Consider the following 25,338-nt stretch of genomic DNA (forward strand, 5'->3'; position numbering starts at 1 on the left):
TTGGTTAAATTTTATGGTCCTCTAAATAATGATAAAATTCATCAAATATTATTTTGAACCAAACGGTATAAATTTCGGGCTGTCTTTCAATATCTTCTTTTATATCTTCAATCTTCATCCATTTCCAATCTTCTACCTCGTCATGATTAATAGCAGGGCTTTCATTAAAATACCCAATCATTACATGATCGAGCTCGTGTTCTGTTAAGCCATTATCAAAAGGGGCTTTATATATAAAATGGAAAAGCTCTTTCAATTCCGTTTTAAAACCCATTTCCTCAAATAATCTTCGGCTTCCTGCTTCGATGTTACTTTCACCTTCACGCTGATGACTGCAACAGGTGTTAGTCCAAAGTAAAGGAGAATGGTATTTTTGATGAGCACGCTGTTGTAACATTACCTCGTTTTTACTATTTAAAATAAAAACAGAAAATGCACGATGCAAAAGTGCTTTTTCATGCGCTTCCAATTTTGGCATTAAACCAATTTGTTCATCATTTTGATTGACTAATATTACGTTTTCTTCTATCATATGGCGTTTTGTACAAAACAAAAATACGAAAAAAGAAATGGCTTGAAAATCCTGAAAAAGATTGTGAAAAGTTTAACGAGCCTTCATGTTTACAAGTATTTACTATTCAGAACTTTAAAAACAGCTATTTATTTAAAAACGTCTAAAAATAAGCTTAAAAAACTATATGCATTGCTTTTACGTAAATAAAAAAAAGTTAAAACATACTTAAAAAAAACTCAATTGTAAATTAGCTGACATTTCGAAACTAACTCTCGTCGTACCTTTGGTTTACAAAACAACAGCCTCTCAAAAATTATGAAAACAAGAACCCAATTTTTCAGCCTATGCTTTTTAATTCCGCTTTTTATTTTGCAGGCATGTGGCCAATCAACAAAAAAGCAAAACACAAAAACTATTGTTATGGAAAACAAAATAAATAAACCCGGAAATCCTTACTATTCAAATACTGAAACAACTGTGTTACATGTAAGCAATGCAGAATGGAAAAAAGTGCTACCGGAAGATGTTTATGCTGTAATGCGCGAAGCAGATACTGAAAGACCTTTTACTGGAAAATACTGGAACACAGACGAAAAAGGAACTTATTACTGTGCTTCATGCGGTAACAAACTTTTTAGATCCGGAGCTAAATTTGCCAGTAGCTGCGGATGGCCAAGCTTTTTTGAACAAGACAATAAAAAGAGCGTGGTTTACAAAGAAGATAATTCACTTGGAATGGAAAGAATTGAAGCTTTATGCGGACGCTGTGGCGGGCATTTAGGTCATTTATTTGATGATGGCCCCGAACCAACCGGAAAACGCTATTGCATGAATTCCATTGCCCTTGATTTTATTCCTGATAACAAATAATAAAATAATGAAAAATACGATTCTAATTTGCCTTTTTGCTTTATCCTTAAACGGATTTGCACAAACTAAAAAGTCTTCAAATCTTGAAACAATTACACTTGGCGGCGGATGTTACTGGTGTGTTGAAGCGGTTTACGAAGATCTAAACGGAGTAAAATCTGTTGTCTCTGGTTTCTCCGGAGGAAATGTTGCCAATCCTACTTACGAAGAAGTTTGCACTGGCGAAACTGGTCATGCAGAAGTTGTTCAGATTACATACGATAAAAACGTAACAGATATTAATGAAATTTTCAAGGTTTTCTTTACGGTTCACGATCCAACAACTTTAAACCGTCAGGGTGCCGATGTTGGAACACAATATCGTTCTGTTATTTTTTATAAAAACGATGAGCAAAGAAAAGCAGCTCAAAGTATTATTGCAGAACTCAACAAAGCAAAAGTTTATACCAGCCCGATTGTGACAAAAGTAGAACCTTTTAAAAAGTTTTATAAAGCCGAAGATTATCACCAAAATTATTACGCTAACAACAAAAACCAGCCGTATTGCAAAATGGTTATTCAGCCGAAAATAGAGAAATTTGAAAAAGTCTTTAAAGACAAACTCAAAAAGAAGTAAACCATAAAAAAAGGGAAATGAATGAACTCATTTCCCTTTTCTTTTATATTGATTTTAAAACTATTGTTTAGTCACTTTTTTAAATCTCATCATTGGCACATCGCCCTCGATCAAATTTAGTTTTCCGTCTTTATCAATAGCATAACTAGTTATTTTTTTCATTTGCTGTAAAAACTGTTGTTCTCCTCCACCTTCACAAAACATCATTGTTGCTGGTCCCGGCTCACCAAAAGTTAATGATTTTCCATTTAAGGTATAAGGTGCGCTGTATCCATTGCATCCATTATTACCATAAACTTTTGTTTCTTTCTGATCAAAAGTAATTTGTGGTTTTTTATTTGGATACAATCCTTCAAAAGCAATTCTTGGCCCGGAAATATATTCTAATTCCCAAGTTGTATCATAAATATTAGCGGTGTTTTTGGCCTCTTTTGATGCCATACATGAAGTAAGTAATAAGGTTAAAACTGAAACGACTACAATTGTATATTTTTTCATAAAATTTACTTTTTAAGATTAAAATTGTTTTACAAAATATTCTCTTCTCAATATTCGTGCCCGACAACAAGTTTTATAAAATTTAATATTTCATAAAAGGATCCCTGATTCCATTATTAAACTGAAATTTCTGATTTCTAAGTTACATCATTTTAATCAAAAAACTATAAATCAAATATTTAAATTAAAACATACGATTGCATTTTTTTGTAATTTGCGATGATCAAAAAACTAAAATCATCAATAAAAAACCAAAACAAAATGAAGCAATTTCTTTTATTGTTTACTTTATTAATTAGTGCCATTCCTATTCAGGCACAAGAAAACCTCCCGACGGATTATCTTTCAAAAGAATTTCACAAAGGCCGACGCGAAGCTTTTAGAACTTTGATGCCCGCTAATTCGGTTGCTGTAGTTTTCTCCTATCCGGAAAGAGTTTTCTCTAAAGATGTTAACTACAATTATCATCAAAATCCTGATATGTATTATTTAACGGGTTACAAAGAACCAGATGGCGTTTTACTAATTTTTAAAGAAAATCAGGGAACTGGCGAAACTTATAACGAAGTACTTTTTGTCAGAGAAAGAAATGCTAACAGAGAAATGTGGACAGGGAGACGTTTAGGTGTTGAAGGAGCCAAATCTAAACTAGGATTTTCAAAAGCCTACAATGGTTCAGATTTTAATGCGTTTGCTATTGACTTCAAAAAAATTAATGAAATTATTTATGACGAATCATCGCCTGGAATTCAAGATAACACCTACGATCCTGCAGATTTATTTAATCTAATTCAGATTTTTAAAACAAAAGCCGGGATTGTAAGTGATGACAAAACTTCTTCAAAAACTTTCACGAAAATTACCAACTCCCTTCGAGAAATCAAAACTCCCGAAGAAATGGAATTAATGCGCAAAACCGTTAAACTTTCCTGTGTTGCGCACAACGAAGTTATGAAAGCTGTTGGCCCGAATATGAGCGAAAACGAAGCTGATGGAATTCACGCTTACATTCACAAAAAATATGGTGCCGAGGGCGAAGGTTATCCTCCAATTGTTGGCGTTGGAGCAAACGGCTGTATTTTGCATTATGGCGAGAACAACAGCACAAAAATGGATAATCAATTATTATTGATGGATGTTGGTTCAGAATATCATGGTTATTCTGCAGACGTAACGAGAACAGTTCCGGCAAATGGAAAGTTTTCAGAAGAACAAAAAGCCATTTATCAATTGGTTTATGATGCTCAGGAAGAAGTTTTTAAAATCTGTAAAGAAGGAACTCCTATTCAGGATTTAAATAAAAAATCAAAAGAAGTAATCGCTACCGGATTAATTAAATTAGGAATCATTACAAATCCTAAAGATGTTGGAATCTATTATCCACACGGCTGTTCCCATTTTCTTGGTTTAGATGTTCACGATAAAGGAAATTACGGAGGAACCTTAAAAGAAAATATGATTCTTACTGTTGAACCTGGAATCTATATTCCTGCAAACAGTAAATGCGATAAAAAATGGTGGAATATCGGTGTTCGAATCGAAGATGATATTGCTATCAAAAAAGATTCATATGAAAATTTATCAGCAGAATCACCAAGAAAATGGGAAGATGTTGAAAAAATGGCTGCAGAGAAAAGTACTTTCAATGACATGAAATTTCCTAAAATATAATTATTTTACAGCCACAGATTAAAAGATTAAAAAGTTTTTTTTACCACTAATTTCACGAATTAGCACGAATTAAATTAGTGTAGATTCGTGAAATTAGTGGCAAACTATCAGATTTTAAAATCATTTAAATCTTTTAATCTGTAGCAAAAAAACAAAACCTCGTTTCAATTTTAAACGAGGTTTTTTTATACAGTTTTAAGAAAAGCTTTTCAAACTTCAAGTGAATTTTTAACGTACTTTGTATCCTCAAAATTTAAAAAAAATGAAAGCACTTACCTTCTCTACTTTTGGAGATTCAAATGTTTTAGAATATATAGAAATCCCAAATCCGAAATTAAAAAACGATGAAATTCTAGTCGAAATGAAAGCCATCGGATTAAATTTTGCCGATGTTTACAGACGAAAGGGAAATTATCACTTAAAAGGAAATCCGCCTTTTATTGCCGGTTACGAAGGTGCCGGAATTGTAGTTGATGCCAACAATCATCCTGAATATAAAGTTGGAGATCGTGTGGCTTTCGCCGATGTTCCCTTTGCCAATGCCGAATTGGTTGCCGTAAATATTAATCACGTTTTACCATTACCAGAAGCTATTTCCTTTGAAACTGCCGCTGCAATTTTACTACAAGGGTTAACTGCACATTATTTAGCAACAGACAGCCATAAAACTCAAAAAGGCGAAACTGTTTTAATTCACGCGGTTGCTGGTGGAGTTGGTCAGACACTAACACAAATCAGCAAACTTTCAGGAGCCAATGTTATCGGTTTAACCTCATCATCAGACAAAGCAAAAGTAGCTCTTGAACAAGGCGCTGATCATGTTTTTCTTTATAACGACGATTGGAAATCACAAGTTTTCAAAATAGCATCAAAAGGCGTGGATGTTGCTTACGACAGTATCGGCAGTACCTTAATGGAAAGTTTTGAAGTAACTAAAGAATGCGGACAAGTCGTTTTCTTCGGAATGGCGGGCGGCGATCCCGCACCCGTAGATCCAAGAATGTTGATGGATGGTTCTAAAACCTTAACGGGTGGCGATTTATGGAGCTATTTAAACTCCAAAGAAGAACGAATCAAAAGAGCCAATCAATTATTCAGTTGGATTACTGAAGGAAAAATCACACTTTCAACTCCAACTTCTTTCAAACTATCAGAAGGAAAATTGGCTCATGATTTTCTGGAAAGCAGAAAAAGTACCGGAAAAATAATTCTGATTCCGTAAAACAAAGACTCACTTAAGTTTTTCGCCACGAATTCACGAATTATTATAAAAATTAAAATTCGTGAATTCGTGGCGATTTTTTCTAAAACACTTTATACTACAACTGATTAATCTCAATCTTCGTCAACTCAGATAATTCTAAAATTCTGTCAACCTCATTTTTATTCGCCACAAAAAACAAATAATTATCTCCGTGTGTATCGTACGTCATTAATTCAAGATCACGATTCTCTAAAGCCGATTGAATATAAGGAAACAAATCATGGCTATACGTTTCTTCCGGGTATTCGAAATTCAAATCTTCACCTATCATTTCTGAAATAAAATACTCTGCATCTTCAGGATCAAATTTCCAATCGCTGTTCCAGCAGTCTATGCTTTCAAAAAAACTCCAATGATTTTCAACAATCTTATGATATTCTTTTGCTTCTTTTTTAAAATTCTTCAAAAGCTTTTTAGATTGTTTTTCAAGCAGTTTTTCTTCGACATTTCCTCTTGAAACCAATTTTATAAATTCCTTAAAAGTTTCCTGGTTGATCTCGATTTCTTCCGGTAATAAACTATCTTCTGATGGAAGCTCGATACCTTCAGGTAATTCGATTTGCATATACTGACAAATGCCTTGCAGCACTCTTTCAAATTCTTTAAAACCTAGTTTCTGAACATCATTTTTCGGGTCATTAATATCAATATATTCTGTATCAAGTATTCCGCTTGTGTAGTCCAGAAAATAACTGTTATTATACAAAATTCTAAAATCGTTGGTTTCTAAACTATTTGTACAACAAAAGAAAATGACGAAATTATGCAAAAGATGTTTTAAATGTTTTTTCATTTCCGGAGTTGGCTCCGTGTAAAACTGAATATGAATATAATCGTATTCTAATTCTGCCTGAATATCCTCTTCTGAAATAGCTCCAATATTGAGCTTTTTATACAATTCATTTAAAACTTCATACGCATTTTTTAATCCTGCTTTCTTAATTCCATTTTGTGCTTCTTCATTATTAAATGAATTTGGAAACGAATATAAATTTACCGAAACCGTATCATAAATACCTTTTAGTTTAATCTCTAATTTATTCTCTTCATTATATAAATAAGAATAAATTAAATCAACAACATCAAATGAAACAATTGATTTTGGATCGTTATTCCTGCCAAATAAATTAGAAAAGAAATCTTTTATCAAAATATATTATTTTAAAGTTTCAGCAATCATCAAAGCACATTTTTCTCCATCAATTGCTGCTGAAATAATTCCGCCCGCATATCCCGCTCCTTCTCCGCAAGGGTACAAACCTTTTATTTGTAAATGCTCGTATGTAATAGGATCTCTCGGAATTCTAACGGGAGATGACGTTCTGCTTTCCGGAGCATGTAAAATAGCTTCGTTAGTCAAATAACCACGCATTGATTTTCCGAATTCCTTGAAACCTTCGCGCAAAATCTGTGATAAAAATCCCGGAAAAACCTGCCCCATTTCAACGGAAGTTGTTCCCGGAACATAAGACGTTTTCGGAATATCTGCCGAAACTTTATTTTGGGTGAAATCGATCATTCTTTGTGCCGGAACTTTTTGAGTCTCTCCTGCCAAATGCCATGCCTTCTGTTCAATACTTTTCTGGAATTCCATACCGGCCAAAGCTCCAAATTTCTCGAAAGGCTTAAAATCTTCCAATTTCAATTCGATCACAATTCCGGAGTTTGCCGTAACCTGATCCCGTTTAGATGGAGACCAGCCGTTTGTAACTACTTCACCCGGACTTGTAGCACAGGGTGCAATTACACCCCCTGGACACATACAAAAAGAATACATTCCGCGACCATTAACTTGTTTTACGATCGAATATGGTGCTGGAGGCAAATGTTCGCCACGATAATCACAACTGTATTGTATACTGTCAATTAATTGTTGCGAATGCTCTGCACGAACACCCAAAGCAAAAGGTTTTGCTTCTATAAAAATTTTCTTTTTGTCTAATAATTCGAAAATATCACGTGCCGAATGTCCTGTTGCCAGAATTAATTTATTCGCCAGAATCTTGTCTCCGGTTTGTGTTACAATTCCTTCAACTTCATTATTTTTTACTAAAATGTCAGTAACTCGGGTATCAAACAAAACCTGACCACCAAATTCGATAATTTTATTTCGGATATCCTCAATGATCTTAGGCAATTTATTCGTTCCGATATGCGGATGCGCTTCTACCAAAATATCTTCAGAAGCTCCAAAAGCTACTAAAAGTTCTAAAATTCTGGTAACATCGCCACGCTTTTTTGAACGTGTATATAATTTTCCGTCAGAATACGTTCCTGCTCCACCTTCTCCAAAACAATAGTTAGAATCTTCGTTTACCAAATGATCGACATTAATTGCTTTTAAATCTCGTCGGCGACCGCGAACATCTTTTCCACGTTCGATTACAATTGGTTTTAAGCCTAATTCAATTAATTGCAATGCAGCAAAAAGTCCAGCCGGACCAGCTCCAACTACAATAACTTCCTGTGCAGAAGAAACGTTTTTATATAGAGGTAATTCTATTTTAGTTTCCTGAAAAGGTTCGCCCTGCAAATAAATAATGACTTTCAAATTGATTTTTATCGCTTTTTGACGCGCATCAATCGAACGTTTTAAAATAGAAATATGTTGAATTTCCTTAGTAGAAACTTTTATTTGTTTAGACAAATAGTCTTTTAGCAACAATTCGTTTGCAGCTATTTCCGGAGTTACCTGAAGTAAAAGTTCTCTTGGCATTGTTTTTTATTTTTCAATTAGCTTTTCTATTTATGAAAAGAACATGCAAAAATAACATTTTGAAATGAGATTATATAATTAACCGTAAAGTGCACTAAGATTTTTTAGAGGTATGTTTTTAAAAACACAAAGTCCTTAAAGCTTTGTGTTGATCTAGCTTTGCGAACTTTGTGTTTTATATGCATACAGTAAAATTAAATCTTAGTGCACTTTGCGGTTAATTATGCAGCAACTTTTCTCTTCTTCGTAAAATAGACTTTGTACCTTTGCACCTCTGAACCTTTGTACCTCTAAAAAAAATGTCTAGAAAAATAAAATTGATTTGGGATTTCCGTGGTCCGGCTTCAGCAAAAACTGCTGAACATCACGAAATTCATTTGAAAGAATATATCGCTATAGAAAAACTGCCGTTAAATATTACGGGTTTTAAAATTATAAACGATATGCACGCAACTGCTTTTATGGTGGTTACAGAAGAAAATATGATTCCGGTAAGAGATGCTTTAAAACCGCATCGTGGGGAAGTATATGTCGAAAGTCAAAAGTCTTAAAGTCGAAAGTTTGAGCACAAACATCGGACTTTAAGACTTTCGACTTTTTAACTTTATGACTTAGTTAGCTACTTCACTAATAAACTTAATTCTCATCAGCCTTAATTCATCAATATCATAATCGCCATCGAATTCCTTTAATGCATCTTCGATTTTATCAGATTCTGATTCCATGAAATAATTGTGAATTTCTTCTTGTTGATCATCGTCAAGCATATCGTCAACCCAATATTTGATATTTAGTTTGGTACCAGCATAAACAATTTGCTCCATTTCTTTGATCAAAGCATCCATCGTAAGACCTTTTGCTGAAGCAATATCCTTCAATGATAATTTGCGATCTATATTTTGAATGATATATAATTTGTTAGCTGAATTTACTCCTGTAGATTTTACAACCAAATCGTCTGGACGAATGATATCATTATCTTCAACATAACGACTAATAAGTGCTACAAATTCCCCGCCATATTTCTTAGCTTTTCCTTCTCCAACACCATGAATATTAAACAATTCAGGTAAAGTAATTGGGTATTTCAAAGCCATATCTTCAAGTGAAGGATCCTGGAAAACAACAAACGGAGGCACTCCCAGTTTTTTGGCTACTTTTTTACGCAGTTCACGCAACATTCCCATTAAAACTTCATCAGCAGTTCCTGATGATTTCGATGCGGTTACGATTGCTTCATCTTCAGATTCATTGTATTCATGATCTTCAGACATTAAAAAGGATACAGGTTTTTTAATGAAGTTCAAACCTTCTTTAGTGATTTTCACTACACCATACGTTTCAATATCTTTGGATAAATAGCCTGCCACTAAAACTTGTCGCAGTAAAGCCATCCAATATTTTTCGTCATGATCTGAGCCTGAACCGAAAAAGGATTGCGTATCTGTTTTATGTGCTTTAATAACGGCGTTAATACGTCCTATTAAAGTAAACACAATTTCTTTTGATTTGTAAATATGTTTGGTGTCTCGAACGATTTCCAACAATTTAACGACTTGATCCTGCGCTTCAATTTTATTTTTAGGATTACGAACGTTGTCATCCATATCTGCACCTTCTCCGTTTTCACTGTCAAATTCTTCACCAAAATAATGTAATAGGAACTTTCTTCGTGACATAGAAGTTTCGGCATAAGCCACAACTTCCTGCAAAAGGGCGAAACCAATTTCCTGTTCAGCAACTGGTTTTCCTGACATGAATTTCTCCAGCTTTTCTACATCTTTATAAGAGTAATAGGCTAAACAATGTCCTTCTCCTCCATCACGACCGGCACGACCGGTTTCCTGATAATAACTTTCTAATGATTTTGGAATATCATGATGAATTACAAAACGAACGTCTGGTTTATCGATTCCCATTCCGAAAGCGATTGTTGCTACCACCACATCTACATCTTCCATCAAAAACATATCCTGATGTTTGGCGCGGGTTTTAGCGTCCAGACCTGCGTGATAAGGAACAGCACTGATTCCGTTAACTTGTAATACTTCGGCAATTGATTCGACTTTTTTACGGCTTAAGCAATAAATAATTCCGGACTTGCCTTTATGTTGTTTGATAAACCGAATGATATCCGATTCAATATTTTTCGTTTTTGTTCGAACTTCGTAGTACAAGTTCGGCCTATTGAATGATGCTTTGAAAGTATTTGCATCAGACATATCAAGGTTTTTCAGAATATCTTCCTGAACTTTTGGGGTTGCAGTTGCGGTAAGTCCTATAATTGGTACCTGACCTAATTGTTTTATTATATTTTTTAGATTTCGGTATTCCGGTCGAAAATCATGTCCCCATTCTGAAATACAATGCGCTTCATCAATTGCGACAAACGAAATGGGCACACTCTGTAAAAAAGCCACATATTCTTCTTTAGTCAAAGATTCCGGCGCGACATACAAAAGTTTGGTTAAGCCAGAGGTGATGTCTTTTTTAACTTGTGCAATTTCTGTTTTTGTGAGGGATGAATTTAACACATGGGCAATTCCGTTTTCTGAAGAAAGGCTTCGAATCGCATCAACCTGATTTTTCATCAAAGCAATCAAAGGAGAAACAACAATGGCTGTTCCGTCCTGAATTAAAGCGGGTAATTGATAACAAAGAGACTTTCCACCGCCTGTTGGCATAATTACAAAAGTATTCTTCTTATCTAAAATACTCGTAATGACTTGCTCCTGCAAGCCCTTAAATTGGCTAAAGCCGAAATACTTCTTTAATTCCTTGTGTATTTCAATTTCGTTTGAATTCATTCTTTATATTAATGGATATTTTGTATAAATTTGCAACACATAAAGATACAACTTTCTTTTATACATACAAATTTTAAATATTCTGTTTTGATTTCAAAAGAAAATATATTGGCGATCGCCAAAAAAACCATACTATCTGAAAGTGAAGCAATTATAAAGTTAATTGATTTTCTTGACGAAAATTTCTACGAAGCTGTTCAACGCATTTACGAAACCAAAGGCCGATTGATCGTTACCGGAATAGGAAAAAGCGCAATAATCGCCCAAAAAATGGTTGCCACTTTTAACTCAACCGGAACTCCTTCTATGTTTCTGCATGCCTCAGAAGCTATTCATGGCGACTTAGGAATGATTCAAAAAGAAGACATCATTATTTGCATTTCAAAAAGCGGTAACAGTCCTGAAATAAAAGTCCTTGTTCCTCTATTAAAACGTTTCGGAAACATTTTAATTGCGATCACAGGAAACATAACTTCATCATTAGCAAAAGGTTCTGATTATGTTCTGAACACTACAGTTGAGACGGAAGCCTGCCCAATAAACCTTGCTCCAACAAACAGTACAACAGCACAACTTGTAATAGGTGATGCATTAGCCGTTTGTTTGATGGAAATGCGCGATTTCAAACCAGAAGATTTTGCAGTATATCACCCAGGCGGTGCTTTAGGTAAAAAACTATTGCTTCGTGTAAAAGACATGATTGAACATTCGTTAAAACCAATGGTAACACCGGAGACTTCGATCAAAAAAGCTATTTTTGAAATCTCTGAAAAAAGATTAGGCGTAACGGCAGTAATTGAAGACAATAAAATTATTGGAATTATTACTGATGGAGACATCCGACGAATGCTAAACGACGTAGATACTATTGCGGACTTAACTGCAAGGGATATTATGTCTAAAAACCCTAAAGTAGTTTCTTCAGAGACGATGGCAGTTGACGCATTAAATATTTTAGAAGATTTTTCCATAACACAACTCATTGTTGCTGACAATGGCGAGTACAAAGGAGTATTACATTTACATGACATATTAAAAGAAGGAATCGTATAATGGCAAAAAAGAACCTTGGCGAGATGTCATTTTTAGACCATCTTGAAGAACTTAGATGGTTATTAGTTAGAAGTACAACTGCAACGCTGATAATGGCATTTGTAACTTATTTTATCAGTGATTATTTATTTGACAAAATCATTTTAGGTCCAACCAGACCTAGTTTTTTTACTTATGTATGGTTTTGTGATTTATCACATCAATTAGGATTTGCGGATAGTATCTGTATTACCGAACTAAATTTCATTATTCAAAATACGGAGATGGAAGGTCAGGTAAACATCTTTGTATGGATGTGTATTTTGGCTGGTTTCATCTTAAGTTTTCCTTATATTTTATGGGAAATCTGGAAGTTTATCAGTCCTGCCTTATATGAAAAAGAAAGAAAAAATGCGAAAGTATTTATATTCACATCCTCTTTACTTTTCTTTTTAGGAGTATTGTTTGGTTATTTTGTTGTTATTCCGATGTCAGTGAATTTCGTTGCAACTTTCTCTGTGAGTGATGTCGTAAAGAATCAATTTACCCTGGACTCTTACATGGGAATGGTAAAAACAAGTATTTTGGGTAGTGCAATCTTTTTTGAATTGCCAATAGCTATTTATTTCTTAACCAAATTAGGATTAGTAACCCCTGATTTCTTAAGAAAATATTGGAAGTATGCCGTGATTATCATTTTGATTATTGCCGCAATCGTAACTCCTCCGGACGTAGTAAGTCAGACTATTGTAGCAATACCAATGTTGCTTATCTACGAAGTGAGTATCCTGATTTCAAGGATTGTTTATAGAAATAAATTAAAGGAAAAAAATGTCTGAATTAATTCAAGAATTTAACGACTATCGTTCTAGAATGAACGAAAAATTATTAGCTGACAATAACAAAATTGTAAAGCGAATTTTCAACCTTGATACCAACGCTTATGCGCCGGGAGCTCTTGATGTAAAAACAAAAGAACTTTTAGGATTAGTGGCATCAGCCGTTTTACGTTGTGATGACTGCGTAAAATATCACCTAGAAACAAGCCATAAAGAAGGTGTTACTAAGGAAGAAATGATGGAAGCAATGGGAATCGCAACTTTGGTTGGAGGAACAATTGTAATTCCGCATTTAAGAAGAGCTTACGAATTCTGGGAAGCTTTGGAAGAAGAGGCTTCTAATTAGAAAATGTGCCAATTTGATAATTAGATAATTTCTTGAAATGCTCTAATTATTTAATTTAAAAATATCTGAATAGATAATTTGAAAACGCAATAATTTGTTAATTCATTTATCTAGTTGATTATTTTACTTTTAATTTGTCCCTTCTAATAAATTTTAAAATTGAATTTGAGTTAGTTTTTTAATTATCTCATTTTCAAATTATCTAATTATCTAATTGAAAAAATGAAGCTAAGAGCCGATAATTTAATCAAAACCTATAAAGGACGTAGTGTTGTAAAAGGGATTTCTGTTGAAGTAAATCAAGGAGAAATCGTGGGACTTTTGGGTCCAAATGGTGCTGGAAAAACAACTTCGTTTTACATGATTGTGGGATTGGTAAAACCAAATCAGGGAAACATTTATCTGGATGATTTGAACATTACTGATTACCCAATGTACAAACGTGCACAACAAGGAATTGGTTATTTGGCACAGGAAGCTTCGGTTTTTAGAAAATTAAGCATTGAAGATAACATCCTAAGTGTTTTGCAATTGACTAAACTAACGAAAGAAGAGCAAATTGCAAAAATGGAAAGTCTAATTGAAGAATTCAGTTTAGAACATATTCGCACCAACCGAGGCGATTTACTTTCGGGAGGAGAACGCCGCCGTACTGAAATTGCACGTGCTTTGGCAACAGATCCTAAATTTATTTTATTGGATGAACCTTTCGCGGGAGTTGACCCGGTTGCAGTTGAAGATATTCAGCGAATTGTAGCGCAATTAAAAAATAAAAATATCGGAATTCTAATTACCGATCACAACGTACAGGAAACTTTAGCGATTACTGATAAAACATATCTAATGTTTGAAGGAGGGATTTTGAAAGCGGGAGTTCCGGAAGAATTAGTTGAAGATGAAATGGTACGTCGCGTTTATCTTGGACAAAACTTCGAGTTGCGTAAAAAGAAACTTGAATTTTAAAAAAGGTTATATGTGAAAGGTAAAAAGTGAAATATAAATTAACTTTTTACCTTTTTTTTCTTTTATAAATTTTAAAATGAATTCAGAAAAACCAACTCAGGAAGATTACAACAATTGGCATAAAGACCCAAATAATTGGTATTTGGGATTTTTGTACTACAACCCAAAGGACAAAAGGTTATTCACACCAAAGAGGATATGGCAGCTTGGTTTAACAATAAATCTTGCTAATCCATATTCTACTTTAATTGTTCTAGCCTTGTTCTCAATAATTATTCTTGCACTTTTATCAAGATAAAGTAATCATAGCAAGTACTGAAAACTGCGGCTGAAAACTATTCAACTGTTATAAATTGCAATTGTTCCAGATCGCCATTGTAGATATTAACATCTACTCTGTGTTTAATTCCCGACAAAGAAGCTTTCTCTGTAAATTGCCAAAAAAGCCAATCGTCTTCGATTTTTTCTCTATAAAAATTGTAGTTGGCAATCCAAAACAAATATTCGCTGAATTCCTCTTTTAAGAAATCGTCATAATAGCTTTCTCCTGTATAAATTATTGGGCGAACCTGATAATGTTTTTCTACTTTAGTTAGCCATCTTTTTAAGCCTTTTTTCAAACTATCCAAAGGTTGATTTTTTGGCAATTTTTCAATGTCTAAAACGGGAGGTAGATCTCCTTTTTGCAATTTTACAGTTTTAATAAAAAGGTTCGCCTGTTCTATCGAATTTTCGTTTGGACGATAATAATGATAAGCGCCACGCATTATTTTATTCTCTTTTGCACCTTCCCAATTCTTTTTAAATTGACCATCTACCCGATCGTTTCCTGCAGTAGCGCGAATAAATACAAATTGAACCGGATATTTTTCTTCTAAAATTTCAACCTCTTCCCAATCGACCTTTCCCTGAAATTCAGACACATCAATTCCGATCACTTTCCCTTTATGATTCTCCAAAACCCGAATGTTTCGAACATCAGAAAGATGCTTATCAACGGCATCTTCATCTAAAACTTTATCCGATTTAAATCCGAGGTAATATGCCAGTCCGGCACGATAATGATAGATGGTTCCGAAGAAAAGTACCGCTAAAAAAGAGAAAATAATAAAACGAAATACTTTGCTAAAAAACGATCTTTGAGGTTTCGATTTTTTAGAATAAGAAGTTCTTCTGGTAGTGGTTTTTCTTGCCATTCAAATAAAAACTACTTTTTCAAAAACATATTATTGACAACAGACAATAACACATAAAAAATGATAATTAACGGAATTGCGATATAATGCAACAAAAGCACCATTAAAACAGACACTATCAAAAACACTATTTGAAGTGCATTTTCCTTAAAGCTAAATTTCTTGATTTTTAAAGAAAATAACGGGATTTCAGCATTCAAAATATAAGCACTACATAAAGTAATAACTAATAAAACCCATTGATTAGTTAGAATTTCTAACATCACTAATGAATCGGAGTATTTCAAAACTAAAGGCAAACTCAAAATAAACAATGCATTTGCCGGTGTTGGCAAACCAATAAACGAATCGGTTTGACGCGTATCAATATTGAAATTTGCTAATCTATAACAAGAACCTAAAGTCACGATAAATCCTAAAAACGGAATCGCCGGATTATTTCCCAATTCATGACCACTGTTTGTAAACAAACTATACATCACATAACCTGGGGCAACACCACTTGTCACCATATCTGCCAAAGAATCCAACTGTAATCCAAGCGGACTTGAAACTTTGAACAATCTGGCAAAAAAACCATCAAAAAAATCGAAAAAGATTCCTAAACAAACCATATAAAAAGCCATTTCATAATTGGCTTCAGAAATAAAAACAACTGCAATACAACCGCATAAAAGATTGATTAATGTAATTAAATTAGGAATGTGTTTTTTAATATTCATCTTTATAAAATTTGATAATGGTGAGGAACAAATTTAGTATAATAACTGCATGTACAAGCCGTTTTTCTAAGAGTTTTTTATTTGAAATTTTGACTTTCGCAATATTTCTCAAAAGGAATAAATTAGCTGAGTAAAATATTATATTTTTGATAAAAATTAAAACAGACCTCAGTCTGAAAAAAAATATACGTTGAAGAAAACCATACTGCTTTTATTATTTTGGAGCTGCACGCAACAATATGCACAAACTGTTCGAAAATATTCGAATGAATTTATGAATATTGGTGTCGACGCAGCTGCATTAGGAATGTCGAGTGCGGTTGTTGCTTCAACTAATGACGTAAATGCTGTTTATTGGAATCCGGCAGGTCTTACACATCTTGAAGATCATCAGATTTCTTTAATGCATGCCAATTATTTTGCCAACATTGCTCAGTATGATTATATAGGATATGCAAGCCCAATTGATGACAGAAGCGCCTGGGGTATTTCGATGATTCGTTTCGGAGTTGACGATATCATGGACACTACTGAATTAATCGACAGCCAGGGAAATATTGATTATAATCGAATTCGTTTGTTCTCGACTGCCGATTATGGTTTTACCTTTTCATACGCAAGAAAATTGCCTGTAGAAGGATTTCAGTACGGTGTTAATGCAAAAGTGATCCGAAGAATTATTGGAGAATTTGCTAATTCGTGGGGTTTTGGTTTTGATGTCGGATTACAATTTGAACGAAATGACTGGAAATTCGGATTAATGCTTCGTGATATTACAACAACTTATAATGTCTGGAACATTGATGAAGAAGAATACGCAAAAATTGCCAACGCTATTCCGGGAGAAAATAATGAGTTGCCAGAAAGCACAGAGATTACTTTACCAAAAGCACAATTAGGAGTTTCAAAAACTTTTGACTTTCATAATGATTATAGTCTTTTGGTCGCTACAAATTTGAATATGCGTTTTGAACAGACAAACGATATTATTTCATCAAAAATAGTGAGTATTGATCCTGCAGTTGGTTTTGAGTTTGGATATACCGATTTGGTTTTCTTAAGAGCCGGAGCTGGAAATTTTCAGAACGTCATGCAATTGGATAATACTGAAAAAGTGAATTTTCAGCCTAATATTGGATTAGGATTTAAATATAAGGGCATTCAGGTCGATTACGCTCTAACTGATTTAGGAAACCAAAGTACAGCCCTTTATTCGAATATTTTTTCTTTAAAAGTAGATTTAGGTATCTTTAGATAATTTTTACAAACCATTAAACTTCTTAAAATTTTAAATTATGAAAAATGTAATTTTCAAAAAAACACTTTTTTGTTTTCTATTATTACTGAGTTTTATTGGTTTCAGCCAGAATTTACCTTTATCAAAAGATGCCAAAGTAAGCGTCCTTACTTGTGGACTTGGGAATGAATCCTATTCTTTTTTTGGACATACAGCCATTAGAATAGCTGATCCAGCCAATAATATTGATGTAGTTTACAACTATGGTACTTTCGATTTTAGAACACCGAATTTTGTTGCCAAATTTGCCAAAGGTGACTTGCAATATTTTGCGACTGCCCATTCTTATGGAGATTTTATAAATGACTACACTTATGAAAAAAGAAGTGTTTTTGAGCAGGAGTTACTTATAGCACCCGAATTGAAGCAAAAACTTTTTGACAAATTAAATGCAACGATATTTTCTGACGACCGTTATTACACCTACAAATTTATTGATAAAAACTGCACATCAATGGTTGTCGATGTTATCAATTCGACTTTAAATGAAAATGTAATTGTAAAAAAAGGAGAAACAGATATTACGTATCGCTCTATATTATTCCCTTATTTCAACGGACATTTTTATGAGCAATTGGGAACCAGTATTATTTTCGGAACCAAAGTAGATCAATTAGGAACGAAGATATTCCTGCCTTTTGAATTGAAAAACAGTTTAGACAAAACAACTTTTCAAAACCGTCCTTTAGTAAGCAAAAGCAAGACGCTCCTGCTATTTGAAAAAGAAACTCCAACTTCATGGTGGAATAATGTCTATACTTATCTTTTTATACTGGCATTTGTAGTTTTGGCCCATAACAAAATAGTAGACAAAATCTATCTATTCATTTTATCTTTAATAGGGATCTTCTTTGTAGTGGTGGGATTTTATTCTTTTCACCAGGAGTTAGCGATGAATTATAATGTGCTTTTATTCAGTCCTCTTTTATTGATTTTGATCTTTTTATCAATTCTTAAAAACAAAAGATGGACCTATCGATTTGCTGTTTTACATATCCTCTTTTTGATCGTTTACACATTATTTATGATCAACAAAGCACATCTATTAATTGTGTCGCCAATGATACTAACAAGTGGTTTTGTTTTAGTAAGAGTTGTGATCAGAAACAAAAAACGTATTCCGATTATTATCTAAACCATTTATTGTCCTCGATAAAACAAAACGGTAGTAATGGTTTTAAAAGTGATGCTCAAGTCGAGAAAAATGCTTCGATGTTTAATATAATATAAGTCATATTGCAACTTTATTAAACTTTCCTCAATTGATTCTCCATAAGAATAATTCACCTGCGCCCAACCCGTAAGCCCCGGCTTGATAACGTGTCGCGTCTCGTAAAAGGGCATAACCTTAGCAATTTCGTTCACAAAGTACGGACGTTCCGGCCTTGGTCCTATTACGGCCATATCTCCTTTTAAAATATTGAAAAACTGAGGTAATTCATCTATTCTTGACTTGCGCATAAATTTACCAAACGGAGTTATCCTTTTATCGTCTGAAGAAGCAAATGCACCATTGGCGTCATTATTTTTAGTCATTGTTCTAAATTTATAAATCTCAAAAACAACTCCGTGCTTCCCTACCCGTTCCTGCGTATAAAATAAACTCCCTTTATTAGCGAAAAGATTTCCGATGAAAATTAGAGGAATAAAAACAATACAAATCACTAAACCGATAAATGAAAGTAAAAATTCTAGCAAACGAATTAAAGACAGATACAATTTATTATTATTGCTCCTGCTAAAAGGGAAAAAACGATAAAAATCTTTTGAAATATAATGTACCGGGATTCGCTGTGTTTTACTTTCATATACTTGTGTATACTCGCGAATAATATTTCCCGATTCTAATAAATGAAGTAGCTGTTGATACAAATCAGCGGTAATACCATCTGTTTTTTGAGATGCAATTACAATTTCAGAAATATTATTATTGGCAACAAATACTTCTAAATCGCTCTTTTTAATTTCTTTTACATAATAAAAATCCGAGTCTTCTTGCGAAACTAAATCTGAATTAACAAATCCTAAAATTTTATAATGAGGATCTACATTTTCAAGTCCAAGAACCAATTCCTTAACCTGATTCTGATCACAAATTAAAATTACATTTTGTGAAAAACGATGTGATGCCAGAAAATATACATAGAAATATCGCCAAGCTAACAATGTTCCAAGAATAGTGAGATAAAAAGCCAGAATAACCAAGCGCTTTTTTGGAAGTTCCGGGGATAATATAGGTGTAAATAAATAAACTAAAGTGGCTGTTGTAACCGTAAGGATAACGCTTCGAAGAATCTGAAACTGATTACTTGCAACCTGAAGATTGTACATTTCGAAAATTGACCCAAAAATAGTCAGGTATACAATTAACATCACTGGTCTAAAATAATGCCTCGGATCCAAATTAAAATACTGAACCTCAAATAAAAAATTCAGCAAAAATAGGGCTGACAGAATAAAAGCAACATCAAAAAGCCTGAGAAGCACTTTCCTTTCTGATATTTCAAAATGCATTTTTTTATTTGATTTCATGTAATCTATTTTCTTTTGGTCTCTTTAGTCAGAGACAAATGTATTATAAAAAATAGAATTTAATCGACCGAATTTTCTGCTTTTTCAGGGAGTTTAACCTGAACCGAAAGAAGTGTTAAAGCATATATAAAAGCTGGTGCAGCTGTTCGCATAGCAGCATGATTTATTGTTAATAGCCAAAAAATATAGAAGGATAAGAAGTAAAGATGCTGCCGGTTGTCAATATAGAGTACAAATGGAGTTATTAGTAGTATTAATAACCCCAAAATACCAAATAAACCATGTTCGGCTAGCATACGTGTAATTTCATTGTGAGAAGCGGCCTCTAAACCAAACGATTCCTTTCTCATTTCCTTTCCCATACCGGCACCAATACCCAAAACAGGGTTATCTAAAAAAAACTTTATTTCTGTATCCATAATTACTTCTCTACCTCCAATCTTGTCTTTTTTAGTCCTTCCTATTGCATCTTCATTTGCATATCGTTTATCAATTAAACCTCCGGTCTGCAAAGAACTATAATACCAAATCCCCACAGTCATTAAACCTGTTAACAGAAACACCAAAGTAAATTTACTCCGGCCCTTTGCATTAGAAAAATAATACAATAAAAACAATAAAAAAATAATCATAATCACAGCAGTTATGACACCACCCCTTGAAAAAGTAACAACCGCGCGATAACTAACAAACAAGAATAAAAACCCATTAAGTAAAATCTCTTTCTTTGATTTAGAAAATAAAACTAATTGAGTAAAGAAAATAAACATGCCTAACCCCAAAATAGTTGAAACTTGATTGGGGCCAAATCCTCCTGATGTTTCAAAATTTGATTGTGTACCAGTAACTACGTCTTTTACACTTGGATTATATAAGAATAAATAAATTGTTGTTGTCATAATAGGCAATCCCATTGTCACAATAATTCTCTGTAAATCAACGAATAAAATTCTTCTTTTAAAGGTATAAATAGCACTTATTGCTAAGCAAATGGGGCCAGATAAGTTAAAAACTAATATTTTCTTTACATCTGTGTCAAAATTAGAAGAAGTAAAAGCTATTAGAACACCAGGTACTAATAGAATAAGAAAGAACCAATAAACAAATGCACTTATAGAAAAATTGCTTAATATCATGCCGTATAACATAAAAAAAACAATGATAAATTTTACATATTCATTATTAAAATTCCCACCTGTCATCCTGAGAAAAACCTCTATTCCTATCAAATAAGCCGAAACCAAAAGAACTTCGTTATTCTTGTTTTTATTTTTATAAACAAAATAAAAACCTATTAGTGGAATTAAAAGCGCAATAATTTTAGATGCAAAAGGAATAATAAACACTAATAATGCTATTAACCCATGCAGTGAAAGAATTAAAGGATATGATAATGAAGTTTTTTTCATTTACTATTTATTATAGGCAACAATTAATTGCTCAATTACTCGTTGTTCTGAATAATTTTCATCCACAGACTGTTTCAAATTGCCTCCTAAATTACTCCTTAAAAACTCATCTTCTATCAATTTCGACAATTGTAGGTTTATTTCTAATTCAGATAAAGGATTAAATAACAAACCATTAAATTTATCTTTTATTAATGTAGAACAATAACCCGCATTTGTCGAAATTACCGGCAATTTTGCCAAACCATATTCTAGTAATGTAACTGGAAAACCTTCCTGAGTTGATGCCAATACACCTATCGAAGCTTGGGACAATATATAACTAACATCACTTTTCTCTCCATATAAATAAATGTGATCTTTCAATAAATTAGATTTAATAAAAGTTTTCAAATTATCAGAATAAGCATCATTATAGTCTCTACCAACTAAATGCAAACTCCAACCCATCTTATTTAATTCTAATTCAAAAAAGGCTTTTAAAATTAAAATATGGTTTTTAGGTTTTTTTAAATTTGCCAAGACCACTATTCTTTTACCGTCTTTCCCTTTTAAATGAGTTTCCTGCTTAATTGTACTGTCAAATCTTGTGAAGTTAGCAATAAAAAATATCCTTGAGCAGTTCATGTTTTTTTTACTCCATTCCTTTAGTTCAAGATTAACTACAAAAATAGAATAAAAGAACATTGATAAAAAAATCAAAACCCTATTCTCTTTTTTAGTTTCCTTTATTCGGGCACCATAATGGTCATGCCAAATAATTTTTATTTTAGGTATGGTAAATTTTGTTAAAACGGCTATAAAAAAAGAGGAACTATGTGCATGAATTATGTCGACTTTGTTTTCCCTTAGATACTTTCTCAATCTAATAATTGCCAAGAAATCAATACGTTTTTTCTTCCTCAAAAAGAGATAAGATACTTGCGATTTTATTTGATTTCTTAATACCCCTTCATCACGCGTAGAAATTAATCCTGAGAATTCGATACTGTGAGCTAAAGAATTTGCATAATTCACTGCCATTCGCTCAGCACCTCCAGCATTTAAAGAATCTATGATTTGAACAATTCTCATACGATTTATTTCTTCTTAAATAAAACATTTACACTTCCCGCCATTAATTCCTGCTCTGTAAATTTTGCAAAATCATTATGGATTTTTAATTTTTTAAATTTTTTAAAACTTTCTGACTTATAATTTATTTGATCATGCTCAAAAAAAATTATTTCAAAATCTTTTTTAAAAAGTTCTAAGTATTGTGGAAATCTTAATCTGTTATGATAATCAAATTTAGTTTGGATTTGATTCCATTCTTCTTCACTATACTTCAAAAAATCTTGTAATGATAAAGAAGAGTCACTGTAAGCTCTATGATCACTTGGGGAAATTAAATGCAAAACATAACTTCCCGATTTTAAATCTGAAAAAAGAAAATCATGAATCTCCGATAAGTTTTCAGGCGAAATATGTTCTAATACAAACCTTGACAATACTAAATCTACATTTTTAAGATCTCCATTGCAAATATTAGTTTTAGGAAAATATTTAACTGCATTATGTAAAGGATATTTATCTCTATTTTCAATTTCAAAATTAAATTGGCTATTATAGTACTCATTTAATTTCTTAATCTCTTTTATATTGTAATGTTCATTTATATCATAAGTATCAACACTTTTAGCTTTTCCAAAAAGTATTAATTGATAAGGAAAAACGGGAACCCAACCAGAACCGATTTCAGCAATATTTAAACCTTCAGTAGTTAAATTATTTTCAAGTAATATTCTTTTTATAGTATCATAAGTTCTTTTTGTCGAATTAATTTTATCCTCCAGTGTAGTTTTACTGCCAATATCTTGCAATATATGATACAAAGAATATCCTAATCGATCAGGAAGTAACGAAAGTGCCTTAAATATTCTTGTTTTTACAGTATGATTCATAATTTTAATATTTTTTCTACTTCTGATTCAAAAACATCAATAGTATATTCTCCTGACCATTCGCTAGCCAATTTACTTTTAATAAAAAAACTATTTTGGTTCTTTATTATTTGTTCTATTTGCTCTATATCTTTTTTTAAATCCATTTCTAACAGAACACCCCTATTTGCTTGATCCAACATAAAAGGAATACACGACACTTTCGTAGCAACAGGGACACATCCCCAAAACATTCCTTCAGCGATTGCTTTTGGCCAACCTTCACTTTTAGAAGGTAAAATTACAAAGTGACTTTTTTTATAAGCTTTTTTAATTGTTTCCTGATTTTTATTACCGTGCAAAAAAATATTCTTTTCTAATTTATTTTTCTTTATATAATTTTCTAAACTAGTTCTTTCTATTCCTTCACCATATAAATTTAAAATTACATTATTTTCTTTTTCCACTAACTTCTCAACTAATTCTACAGCATATAATGGGTTTTTACCTGGTACTAAACTTCCCACAAAAATGAATTCTATGACTGACTCTAAATCTTTTTTTTGGACAATCTCTTTTTCATTTTCTGAATAAGTCGCTGTAAAAAAAGATTTTATATTTTTGCTTTGATTCGCCCATTCACCATAAACTAAAACTGTCATATTTCTGGTAAGGAATGTGTTGTTTAAGATTCGTTTTTGCAAATTATAAGTCCAAGGTTGTTTACTATTAAAATCCCAATTCCCGGCGTATTTGGCAGTTTTCTTTTTATTAGGAAACATAATCTGTACAAAACAACCCAGTAATCCTATATTTCCCGGACAACGTAAATGAATATGGTCGGCATTTTTCATAGCCCAAAAAATTCTCCACAAAATAGAGGGAAGTTCAACGATAGTTCGAAGTTTATTTTTAAATCCAATGAAATTAAAATCAGCAACTAGCCTAAAATCTATTTTATTATGTTTGTAAGCAATGTCTATATCGGATGGTTTCTTGTATTTTATTGGTGCAACAATAATGACGTCATCAACATATTTAATCCATATATTCATTTCACGAATATATGGAGCATAACCAAAGTATTGCTGATTGTCACTTAAATGAATAAGATTTGTAATTATGGTAAATTTCATTTAGACGTTTTCTAGTAATCTGGAAATGACTTTTTTTGGAGCAAGGTAATGATCAAAGTATTCTCTACTTTGCTTTTCTAGACTTTTTTTATAATCAATATCCGACACCAGTTTTTCAATTGCTTCTTTAAGTTGATCTGGATCTGAAACATAAATCACATGCTTTCCATTAATTAAATCTGCTGGCATTCTATTATAATGTGGTGTACTAATAATTGCTTTTCCTAAAGCTAAAAATTCAGCTAATTTCCATCCATGACAAGAAAGCACTGCTGGCGTATTAAATACAAACGCAGATTGCTTATTTTTTTTCAAATACAGTCCCAATGAAATACGTTTAGAATACACGAAGTTCTCATATCCAAAATTATTTCCATTCTTTCGTGCCGCGAATCCTCCTTCAAAATGGACTTTTGTACTGTCTTTACAGACCTTAATAAACATTGCTCGATTTTTATTAGTTTCAGGTTCCTGTTTCCAAAGACTATTCATAAAAAAAACTTCATTCTTTGATGATGCTATTTTGTTTTCATATTTTTTCAAACTAAATCTCTTGTACTGCCTCCAATAGTTTGCTATAAATTCCCGCTTATTTGAAATTGATTTTTTGAATCTGAAAAAATTCAAAACCAGATAATAAAACATCTCAAAAAAATTCCAAATTCGAATTCCGAAACTAGGACCAATAGGTCTAATTTTATTAACATTCTCAAATTTTAAATTAGCAGGATTATAATTTACTTTCCCATATACAGAACACCAATTTAAAGCAAATTCATCAACTCTGTCTGAATCTTTAGAATCTATAATTATTTTCTTTGGAGCGTTGTTACCATCTTCAATAATAAATGCGAATGTTCCCTGATTTAATCCTGAAAACTTTGAAATGTTATATTCGATTGTTCCAAATAATTCGTAAAGTCCTTTTATATAGTAGCTATCATAAAAAACATCACATAATCCAAAAACGTATACTTTTGATTTCATT

At 32.6% G+C, this 25,338-nt stretch carries 25 protein-coding genes; 12 read left to right on the top strand and 13 right to left on the bottom strand.

Features of this window, described 5'->3' with window-relative positions:
• Positions 1–4: 4 nt before the first annotated feature.
• Positions 5–532 (bottom strand): isopentenyl-diphosphate Delta-isomerase, encoded by a 528-nt coding sequence (idi, locus tag IRZ99_RS10155; RefSeq protein ID WP_194657176.1) that lies wholly within the window; start codon positions 530–532, stop codon positions 5–7.
• A gap of 297 nt (positions 533–829) precedes the next feature.
• Here idi and msrB point away from each other — a divergent pair, with 297 nt between their 5' ends.
• Positions 830–1,384: a peptide-methionine (R)-S-oxide reductase MsrB gene (gene msrB / locus IRZ99_RS10160; protein ID WP_194657177.1), complete on the top strand. Its 555-nt coding sequence runs from the start codon at positions 830–832 to the stop codon at positions 1,382–1,384.
• A gap of 7 nt (positions 1,385–1,391) precedes the next feature.
• A complete protein-coding gene (msrA, locus tag IRZ99_RS10165) occupies positions 1,392–2,000 on the top strand; it encodes a peptide-methionine (S)-S-oxide reductase MsrA (RefSeq protein ID WP_194657178.1) in 609 nt (202 codons plus the stop codon).
• A gap of 60 nt (positions 2,001–2,060) precedes the next feature.
• Here the strand turns inward: msrA and IRZ99_RS10170 are convergent, their stop codons facing one another.
• A complete protein-coding gene (locus tag IRZ99_RS10170; RefSeq protein WP_194657179.1) occupies positions 2,061–2,498 on the bottom strand; it encodes an META domain-containing protein in 438 nt (145 codons plus the stop codon).
• A gap of 261 nt (positions 2,499–2,759) precedes the next feature.
• Between IRZ99_RS10170 and IRZ99_RS10175 the strand changes: the two genes are divergently transcribed.
• Both IRZ99_RS10175 and IRZ99_RS10180 read left to right on the top strand, forming a co-directional pair.
• Positions 2,760–4,169: an aminopeptidase P N-terminal domain-containing protein gene (locus IRZ99_RS10175; protein WP_194657180.1), complete on the top strand. Its 1,410-nt coding sequence runs from the start codon at positions 2,760–2,762 to the stop codon at positions 4,167–4,169.
• Between the two features lie 262 nt (positions 4,170–4,431).
• Entirely contained in the window at positions 4,432–5,391 is a 960-nt protein-coding gene (locus IRZ99_RS10180) for a quinone oxidoreductase (RefSeq protein ID WP_194657181.1), read from the top strand.
• A 97-nt stretch (positions 5,392–5,488) separates the two neighbouring features.
• Here IRZ99_RS10180 and IRZ99_RS10185 read toward each other — a convergent pair whose 3' ends face one another.
• Both IRZ99_RS10185 and IRZ99_RS10190 read right to left on the bottom strand, forming a co-directional pair.
• Positions 5,489–6,583, bottom strand: a complete 1,095-nt coding sequence (locus IRZ99_RS10185) for a hypothetical protein (RefSeq protein ID WP_228519067.1) — start codon at positions 6,581–6,583, stop codon at positions 5,489–5,491.
• A gap of 6 nt (positions 6,584–6,589) precedes the next feature.
• Positions 6,590–8,149: an NAD(P)/FAD-dependent oxidoreductase gene (locus tag IRZ99_RS10190; protein WP_194657182.1), complete on the bottom strand. Its 1,560-nt coding sequence runs from the start codon at positions 8,147–8,149 to the stop codon at positions 6,590–6,592.
• Positions 8,150–8,448: 299 nt separating this feature from the next.
• On the opposite strand from IRZ99_RS10190, the gene IRZ99_RS10195 reads away from it, so the two are divergent.
• Positions 8,449–8,700 (top strand): hypothetical protein, encoded by a 252-nt coding sequence (locus tag IRZ99_RS10195; protein WP_194657183.1) that lies wholly within the window; start codon positions 8,449–8,451, stop codon positions 8,698–8,700.
• A gap of 60 nt (positions 8,701–8,760) precedes the next feature.
• On the opposite strand, the gene recQ is transcribed toward IRZ99_RS10195, so the two are convergent.
• A complete protein-coding gene (recQ, locus tag IRZ99_RS10200) occupies positions 8,761–10,956 on the bottom strand; it encodes a DNA helicase RecQ (protein WP_194657184.1) in 2,196 nt (731 codons plus the stop codon).
• An 87-nt stretch (positions 10,957–11,043) separates the two neighbouring features.
• Here recQ and IRZ99_RS10205 point away from each other — a divergent pair, with 87 nt between their 5' ends.
• The 5 genes from IRZ99_RS10205 to IRZ99_RS10225 all read left to right on the top strand — a co-directional run bounded on the left by IRZ99_RS10205 (position 11,044) and on the right by IRZ99_RS10225 (position 14,434).
• Positions 11,044–12,009 carry an SIS domain-containing protein gene (locus IRZ99_RS10205; protein WP_194657185.1) on the top strand — a complete coding sequence of 322 codons (966 nt, stop codon included), beginning with the start codon at positions 11,044–11,046 and terminating at the stop codon, positions 12,007–12,009.
• Positions 12,009–12,827: a twin-arginine translocase subunit TatC gene (gene tatC, locus IRZ99_RS10210; protein WP_194657186.1), complete on the top strand. Its 819-nt coding sequence runs from the start codon at positions 12,009–12,011 to the stop codon at positions 12,825–12,827. The genes IRZ99_RS10205 and tatC overlap by 1 nt, the downstream gene beginning before the upstream one ends.
• Entirely contained in the window at positions 12,820–13,173 is a 354-nt protein-coding gene (locus IRZ99_RS10215) for a carboxymuconolactone decarboxylase family protein (RefSeq protein WP_194657187.1), read from the top strand. The genes tatC and IRZ99_RS10215 overlap by 8 nt, the downstream gene beginning before the upstream one ends.
• A gap of 222 nt (positions 13,174–13,395) precedes the next feature.
• Entirely contained in the window at positions 13,396–14,136 is a 741-nt protein-coding gene (gene lptB / locus IRZ99_RS10220; protein ID WP_194657188.1) for an LPS export ABC transporter ATP-binding protein, read from the top strand.
• A gap of 76 nt (positions 14,137–14,212) precedes the next feature.
• Positions 14,213–14,434: a DUF5808 domain-containing protein gene (locus tag IRZ99_RS10225; protein WP_194657189.1), complete on the top strand. Its 222-nt coding sequence runs from the start codon at positions 14,213–14,215 to the stop codon at positions 14,432–14,434.
• Between the two features lie 37 nt (positions 14,435–14,471).
• On the opposite strand, the gene IRZ99_RS10230 is transcribed toward IRZ99_RS10225, so the two are convergent.
• Together IRZ99_RS10230 and IRZ99_RS10235 are read right to left on the bottom strand one after the other, a co-directional pair.
• Positions 14,472–15,332 (bottom strand): glycoside hydrolase family 25 protein, encoded by an 861-nt coding sequence (locus IRZ99_RS10230; protein ID WP_194657190.1) that lies wholly within the window; start codon positions 15,330–15,332, stop codon positions 14,472–14,474.
• Positions 15,333–15,343: 11 nt separating this feature from the next.
• Positions 15,344–16,054 (bottom strand): phosphatidylcholine/phosphatidylserine synthase, encoded by a 711-nt coding sequence (locus tag IRZ99_RS10235; protein WP_194657191.1) that lies wholly within the window; start codon positions 16,052–16,054, stop codon positions 15,344–15,346.
• A gap of 190 nt (positions 16,055–16,244) precedes the next feature.
• Here IRZ99_RS10235 and IRZ99_RS10240 point away from each other — a divergent pair, with 190 nt between their 5' ends.
• The gene (locus tag IRZ99_RS10240; RefSeq protein ID WP_255545725.1) at positions 16,245–17,312 is read left to right on the top strand and encodes a PorV/PorQ family protein; all 1,068 of its coding nucleotides are present in this window, start codon (positions 16,245–16,247) and stop codon (positions 17,310–17,312) included.
• A gap of 37 nt (positions 17,313–17,349) precedes the next feature.
• The gene (locus IRZ99_RS10245) at positions 17,350–18,486 is read left to right on the top strand and encodes a DUF4105 domain-containing protein (protein WP_194657192.1); all 1,137 of its coding nucleotides are present in this window, start codon (positions 17,350–17,352) and stop codon (positions 18,484–18,486) included.
• A gap of 5 nt (positions 18,487–18,491) precedes the next feature.
• Here the strand turns inward: IRZ99_RS10245 and IRZ99_RS10250 are convergent, their stop codons facing one another.
• The 6 genes from IRZ99_RS10250 to IRZ99_RS10275 are packed head-to-tail and all read right to left on the bottom strand — an operon-like array spanning position 18,492 to position 25,337.
• Positions 18,492–19,883, bottom strand: coding sequence for an exopolysaccharide biosynthesis polyprenyl glycosylphosphotransferase (locus IRZ99_RS10250; protein ID WP_194657193.1), 1,392 nt, complete (start codon positions 19,881–19,883; stop codon positions 18,492–18,494).
• Between the two features lie 59 nt (positions 19,884–19,942).
• The gene (locus IRZ99_RS10255; protein WP_194657194.1) at positions 19,943–21,292 is read right to left on the bottom strand and encodes an O-antigen ligase; all 1,350 of its coding nucleotides are present in this window, start codon (positions 21,290–21,292) and stop codon (positions 19,943–19,945) included.
• A 3-nt stretch (positions 21,293–21,295) separates the two neighbouring features.
• Positions 21,296–22,366, bottom strand: a complete 1,071-nt coding sequence (locus IRZ99_RS10260) for a glycosyltransferase (RefSeq protein ID WP_194657195.1) — start codon at positions 22,364–22,366, stop codon at positions 21,296–21,298.
• Between the two features lie 5 nt (positions 22,367–22,371).
• Complete coding sequence (locus tag IRZ99_RS10265) at positions 22,372–23,235, bottom strand: hypothetical protein (RefSeq protein WP_194657196.1); 864 nt, start codon at positions 23,233–23,235, stop codon at positions 22,372–22,374.
• The gene (locus tag IRZ99_RS10270) at positions 23,232–24,350 is read right to left on the bottom strand and encodes a glycosyltransferase (protein ID WP_194657197.1); all 1,119 of its coding nucleotides are present in this window, start codon (positions 24,348–24,350) and stop codon (positions 23,232–23,234) included. The genes IRZ99_RS10265 and IRZ99_RS10270 overlap by 4 nt, the downstream gene beginning before the upstream one ends.
• A complete protein-coding gene (locus tag IRZ99_RS10275; protein ID WP_194657198.1) occupies positions 24,351–25,337 on the bottom strand; it encodes a glycosyltransferase in 987 nt (328 codons plus the stop codon).
• Position 25,338 lies beyond the last annotated feature (1 nt).

The sequence above is a fragment of the Flavobacterium sp. LC2016-12 genome, assembly GCF_015351595.1.
Lineage (GTDB): Bacteria > Bacteroidota > Bacteroidia > Flavobacteriales > Flavobacteriaceae > Flavobacterium.

Bases quoted from the DNA above. Each gene is read 5' to 3' on its own strand.
- idi (WP_194657176.1), bottom strand. From the start codon at position 532: ATGATAGAAGAAAACGTAATATTAGTCAATCAAAATGATGAACAAATT.
- msrB (WP_194657177.1), top strand. From the start codon at position 830: ATGAAAACAAGAACCCAATTTTTCAGCCTATGCTTTTTAATTCCGCTT.
- msrA (WP_194657178.1), top strand. From the start codon at position 1,392: ATGAAAAATACGATTCTAATTTGCCTTTTTGCTTTATCCTTAAACGGA.
- IRZ99_RS10170 (WP_194657179.1), bottom strand. From the start codon at position 2,498: ATGAAAAAATATACAATTGTAGTCGTTTCAGTTTTAACCTTATTACTT.
- IRZ99_RS10175 (WP_194657180.1), top strand. From the start codon at position 2,760: ATGAAGCAATTTCTTTTATTGTTTACTTTATTAATTAGTGCCATTCCT.
- IRZ99_RS10180 (WP_194657181.1), top strand. From the start codon at position 4,432: ATGAAAGCACTTACCTTCTCTACTTTTGGAGATTCAAATGTTTTAGAA.
- IRZ99_RS10190 (WP_194657182.1), bottom strand. From the start codon at position 8,149: ATGCCAAGAGAACTTTTACTTCAGGTAACTCCGGAAATAGCTGCAAAC.
- IRZ99_RS10195 (WP_194657183.1), top strand. From the start codon at position 8,449: ATGTCTAGAAAAATAAAATTGATTTGGGATTTCCGTGGTCCGGCTTCA.
- recQ (WP_194657184.1), bottom strand. From the start codon at position 10,956: ATGAATTCAAACGAAATTGAAATACACAAGGAATTAAAGAAGTATTTC.
- tatC (WP_194657186.1), top strand. From the start codon at position 12,009: ATGGCAAAAAAGAACCTTGGCGAGATGTCATTTTTAGACCATCTTGAA.
- IRZ99_RS10215 (WP_194657187.1), top strand. From the start codon at position 12,820: ATGTCTGAATTAATTCAAGAATTTAACGACTATCGTTCTAGAATGAAC.
- lptB (WP_194657188.1), top strand. From the start codon at position 13,396: ATGAAGCTAAGAGCCGATAATTTAATCAAAACCTATAAAGGACGTAGT.
- IRZ99_RS10225 (WP_194657189.1), top strand. From the start codon at position 14,213: ATGAATTCAGAAAAACCAACTCAGGAAGATTACAACAATTGGCATAAA.
- IRZ99_RS10230 (WP_194657190.1), bottom strand. From the start codon at position 15,332: ATGGCAAGAAAAACCACTACCAGAAGAACTTCTTATTCTAAAAAATCG.
- IRZ99_RS10235 (WP_194657191.1), bottom strand. From the start codon at position 16,054: ATGAATATTAAAAAACACATTCCTAATTTAATTACATTAATCAATCTT.
- IRZ99_RS10245 (WP_194657192.1), top strand. From the start codon at position 17,350: ATGAAAAATGTAATTTTCAAAAAAACACTTTTTTGTTTTCTATTATTA.
- IRZ99_RS10250 (WP_194657193.1), bottom strand. From the start codon at position 19,883: ATGAAATCAAATAAAAAAATGCATTTTGAAATATCAGAAAGGAAAGTG.
- IRZ99_RS10255 (WP_194657194.1), bottom strand. From the start codon at position 21,292: ATGAAAAAAACTTCATTATCATATCCTTTAATTCTTTCACTGCATGGG.
- IRZ99_RS10260 (WP_194657195.1), bottom strand. From the start codon at position 22,366: ATGAGAATTGTTCAAATCATAGATTCTTTAAATGCTGGAGGTGCTGAG.
- IRZ99_RS10265 (WP_194657196.1), bottom strand. From the start codon at position 23,235: ATGAATCATACTGTAAAAACAAGAATATTTAAGGCACTTTCGTTACTT.
- IRZ99_RS10270 (WP_194657197.1), bottom strand. From the start codon at position 24,350: ATGAAATTTACCATAATTACAAATCTTATTCATTTAAGTGACAATCAG.
- IRZ99_RS10275 (WP_194657198.1), bottom strand. From the start codon at position 25,337: ATGAAATCAAAAGTATACGTTTTTGGATTATGTGATGTTTTTTATGAT.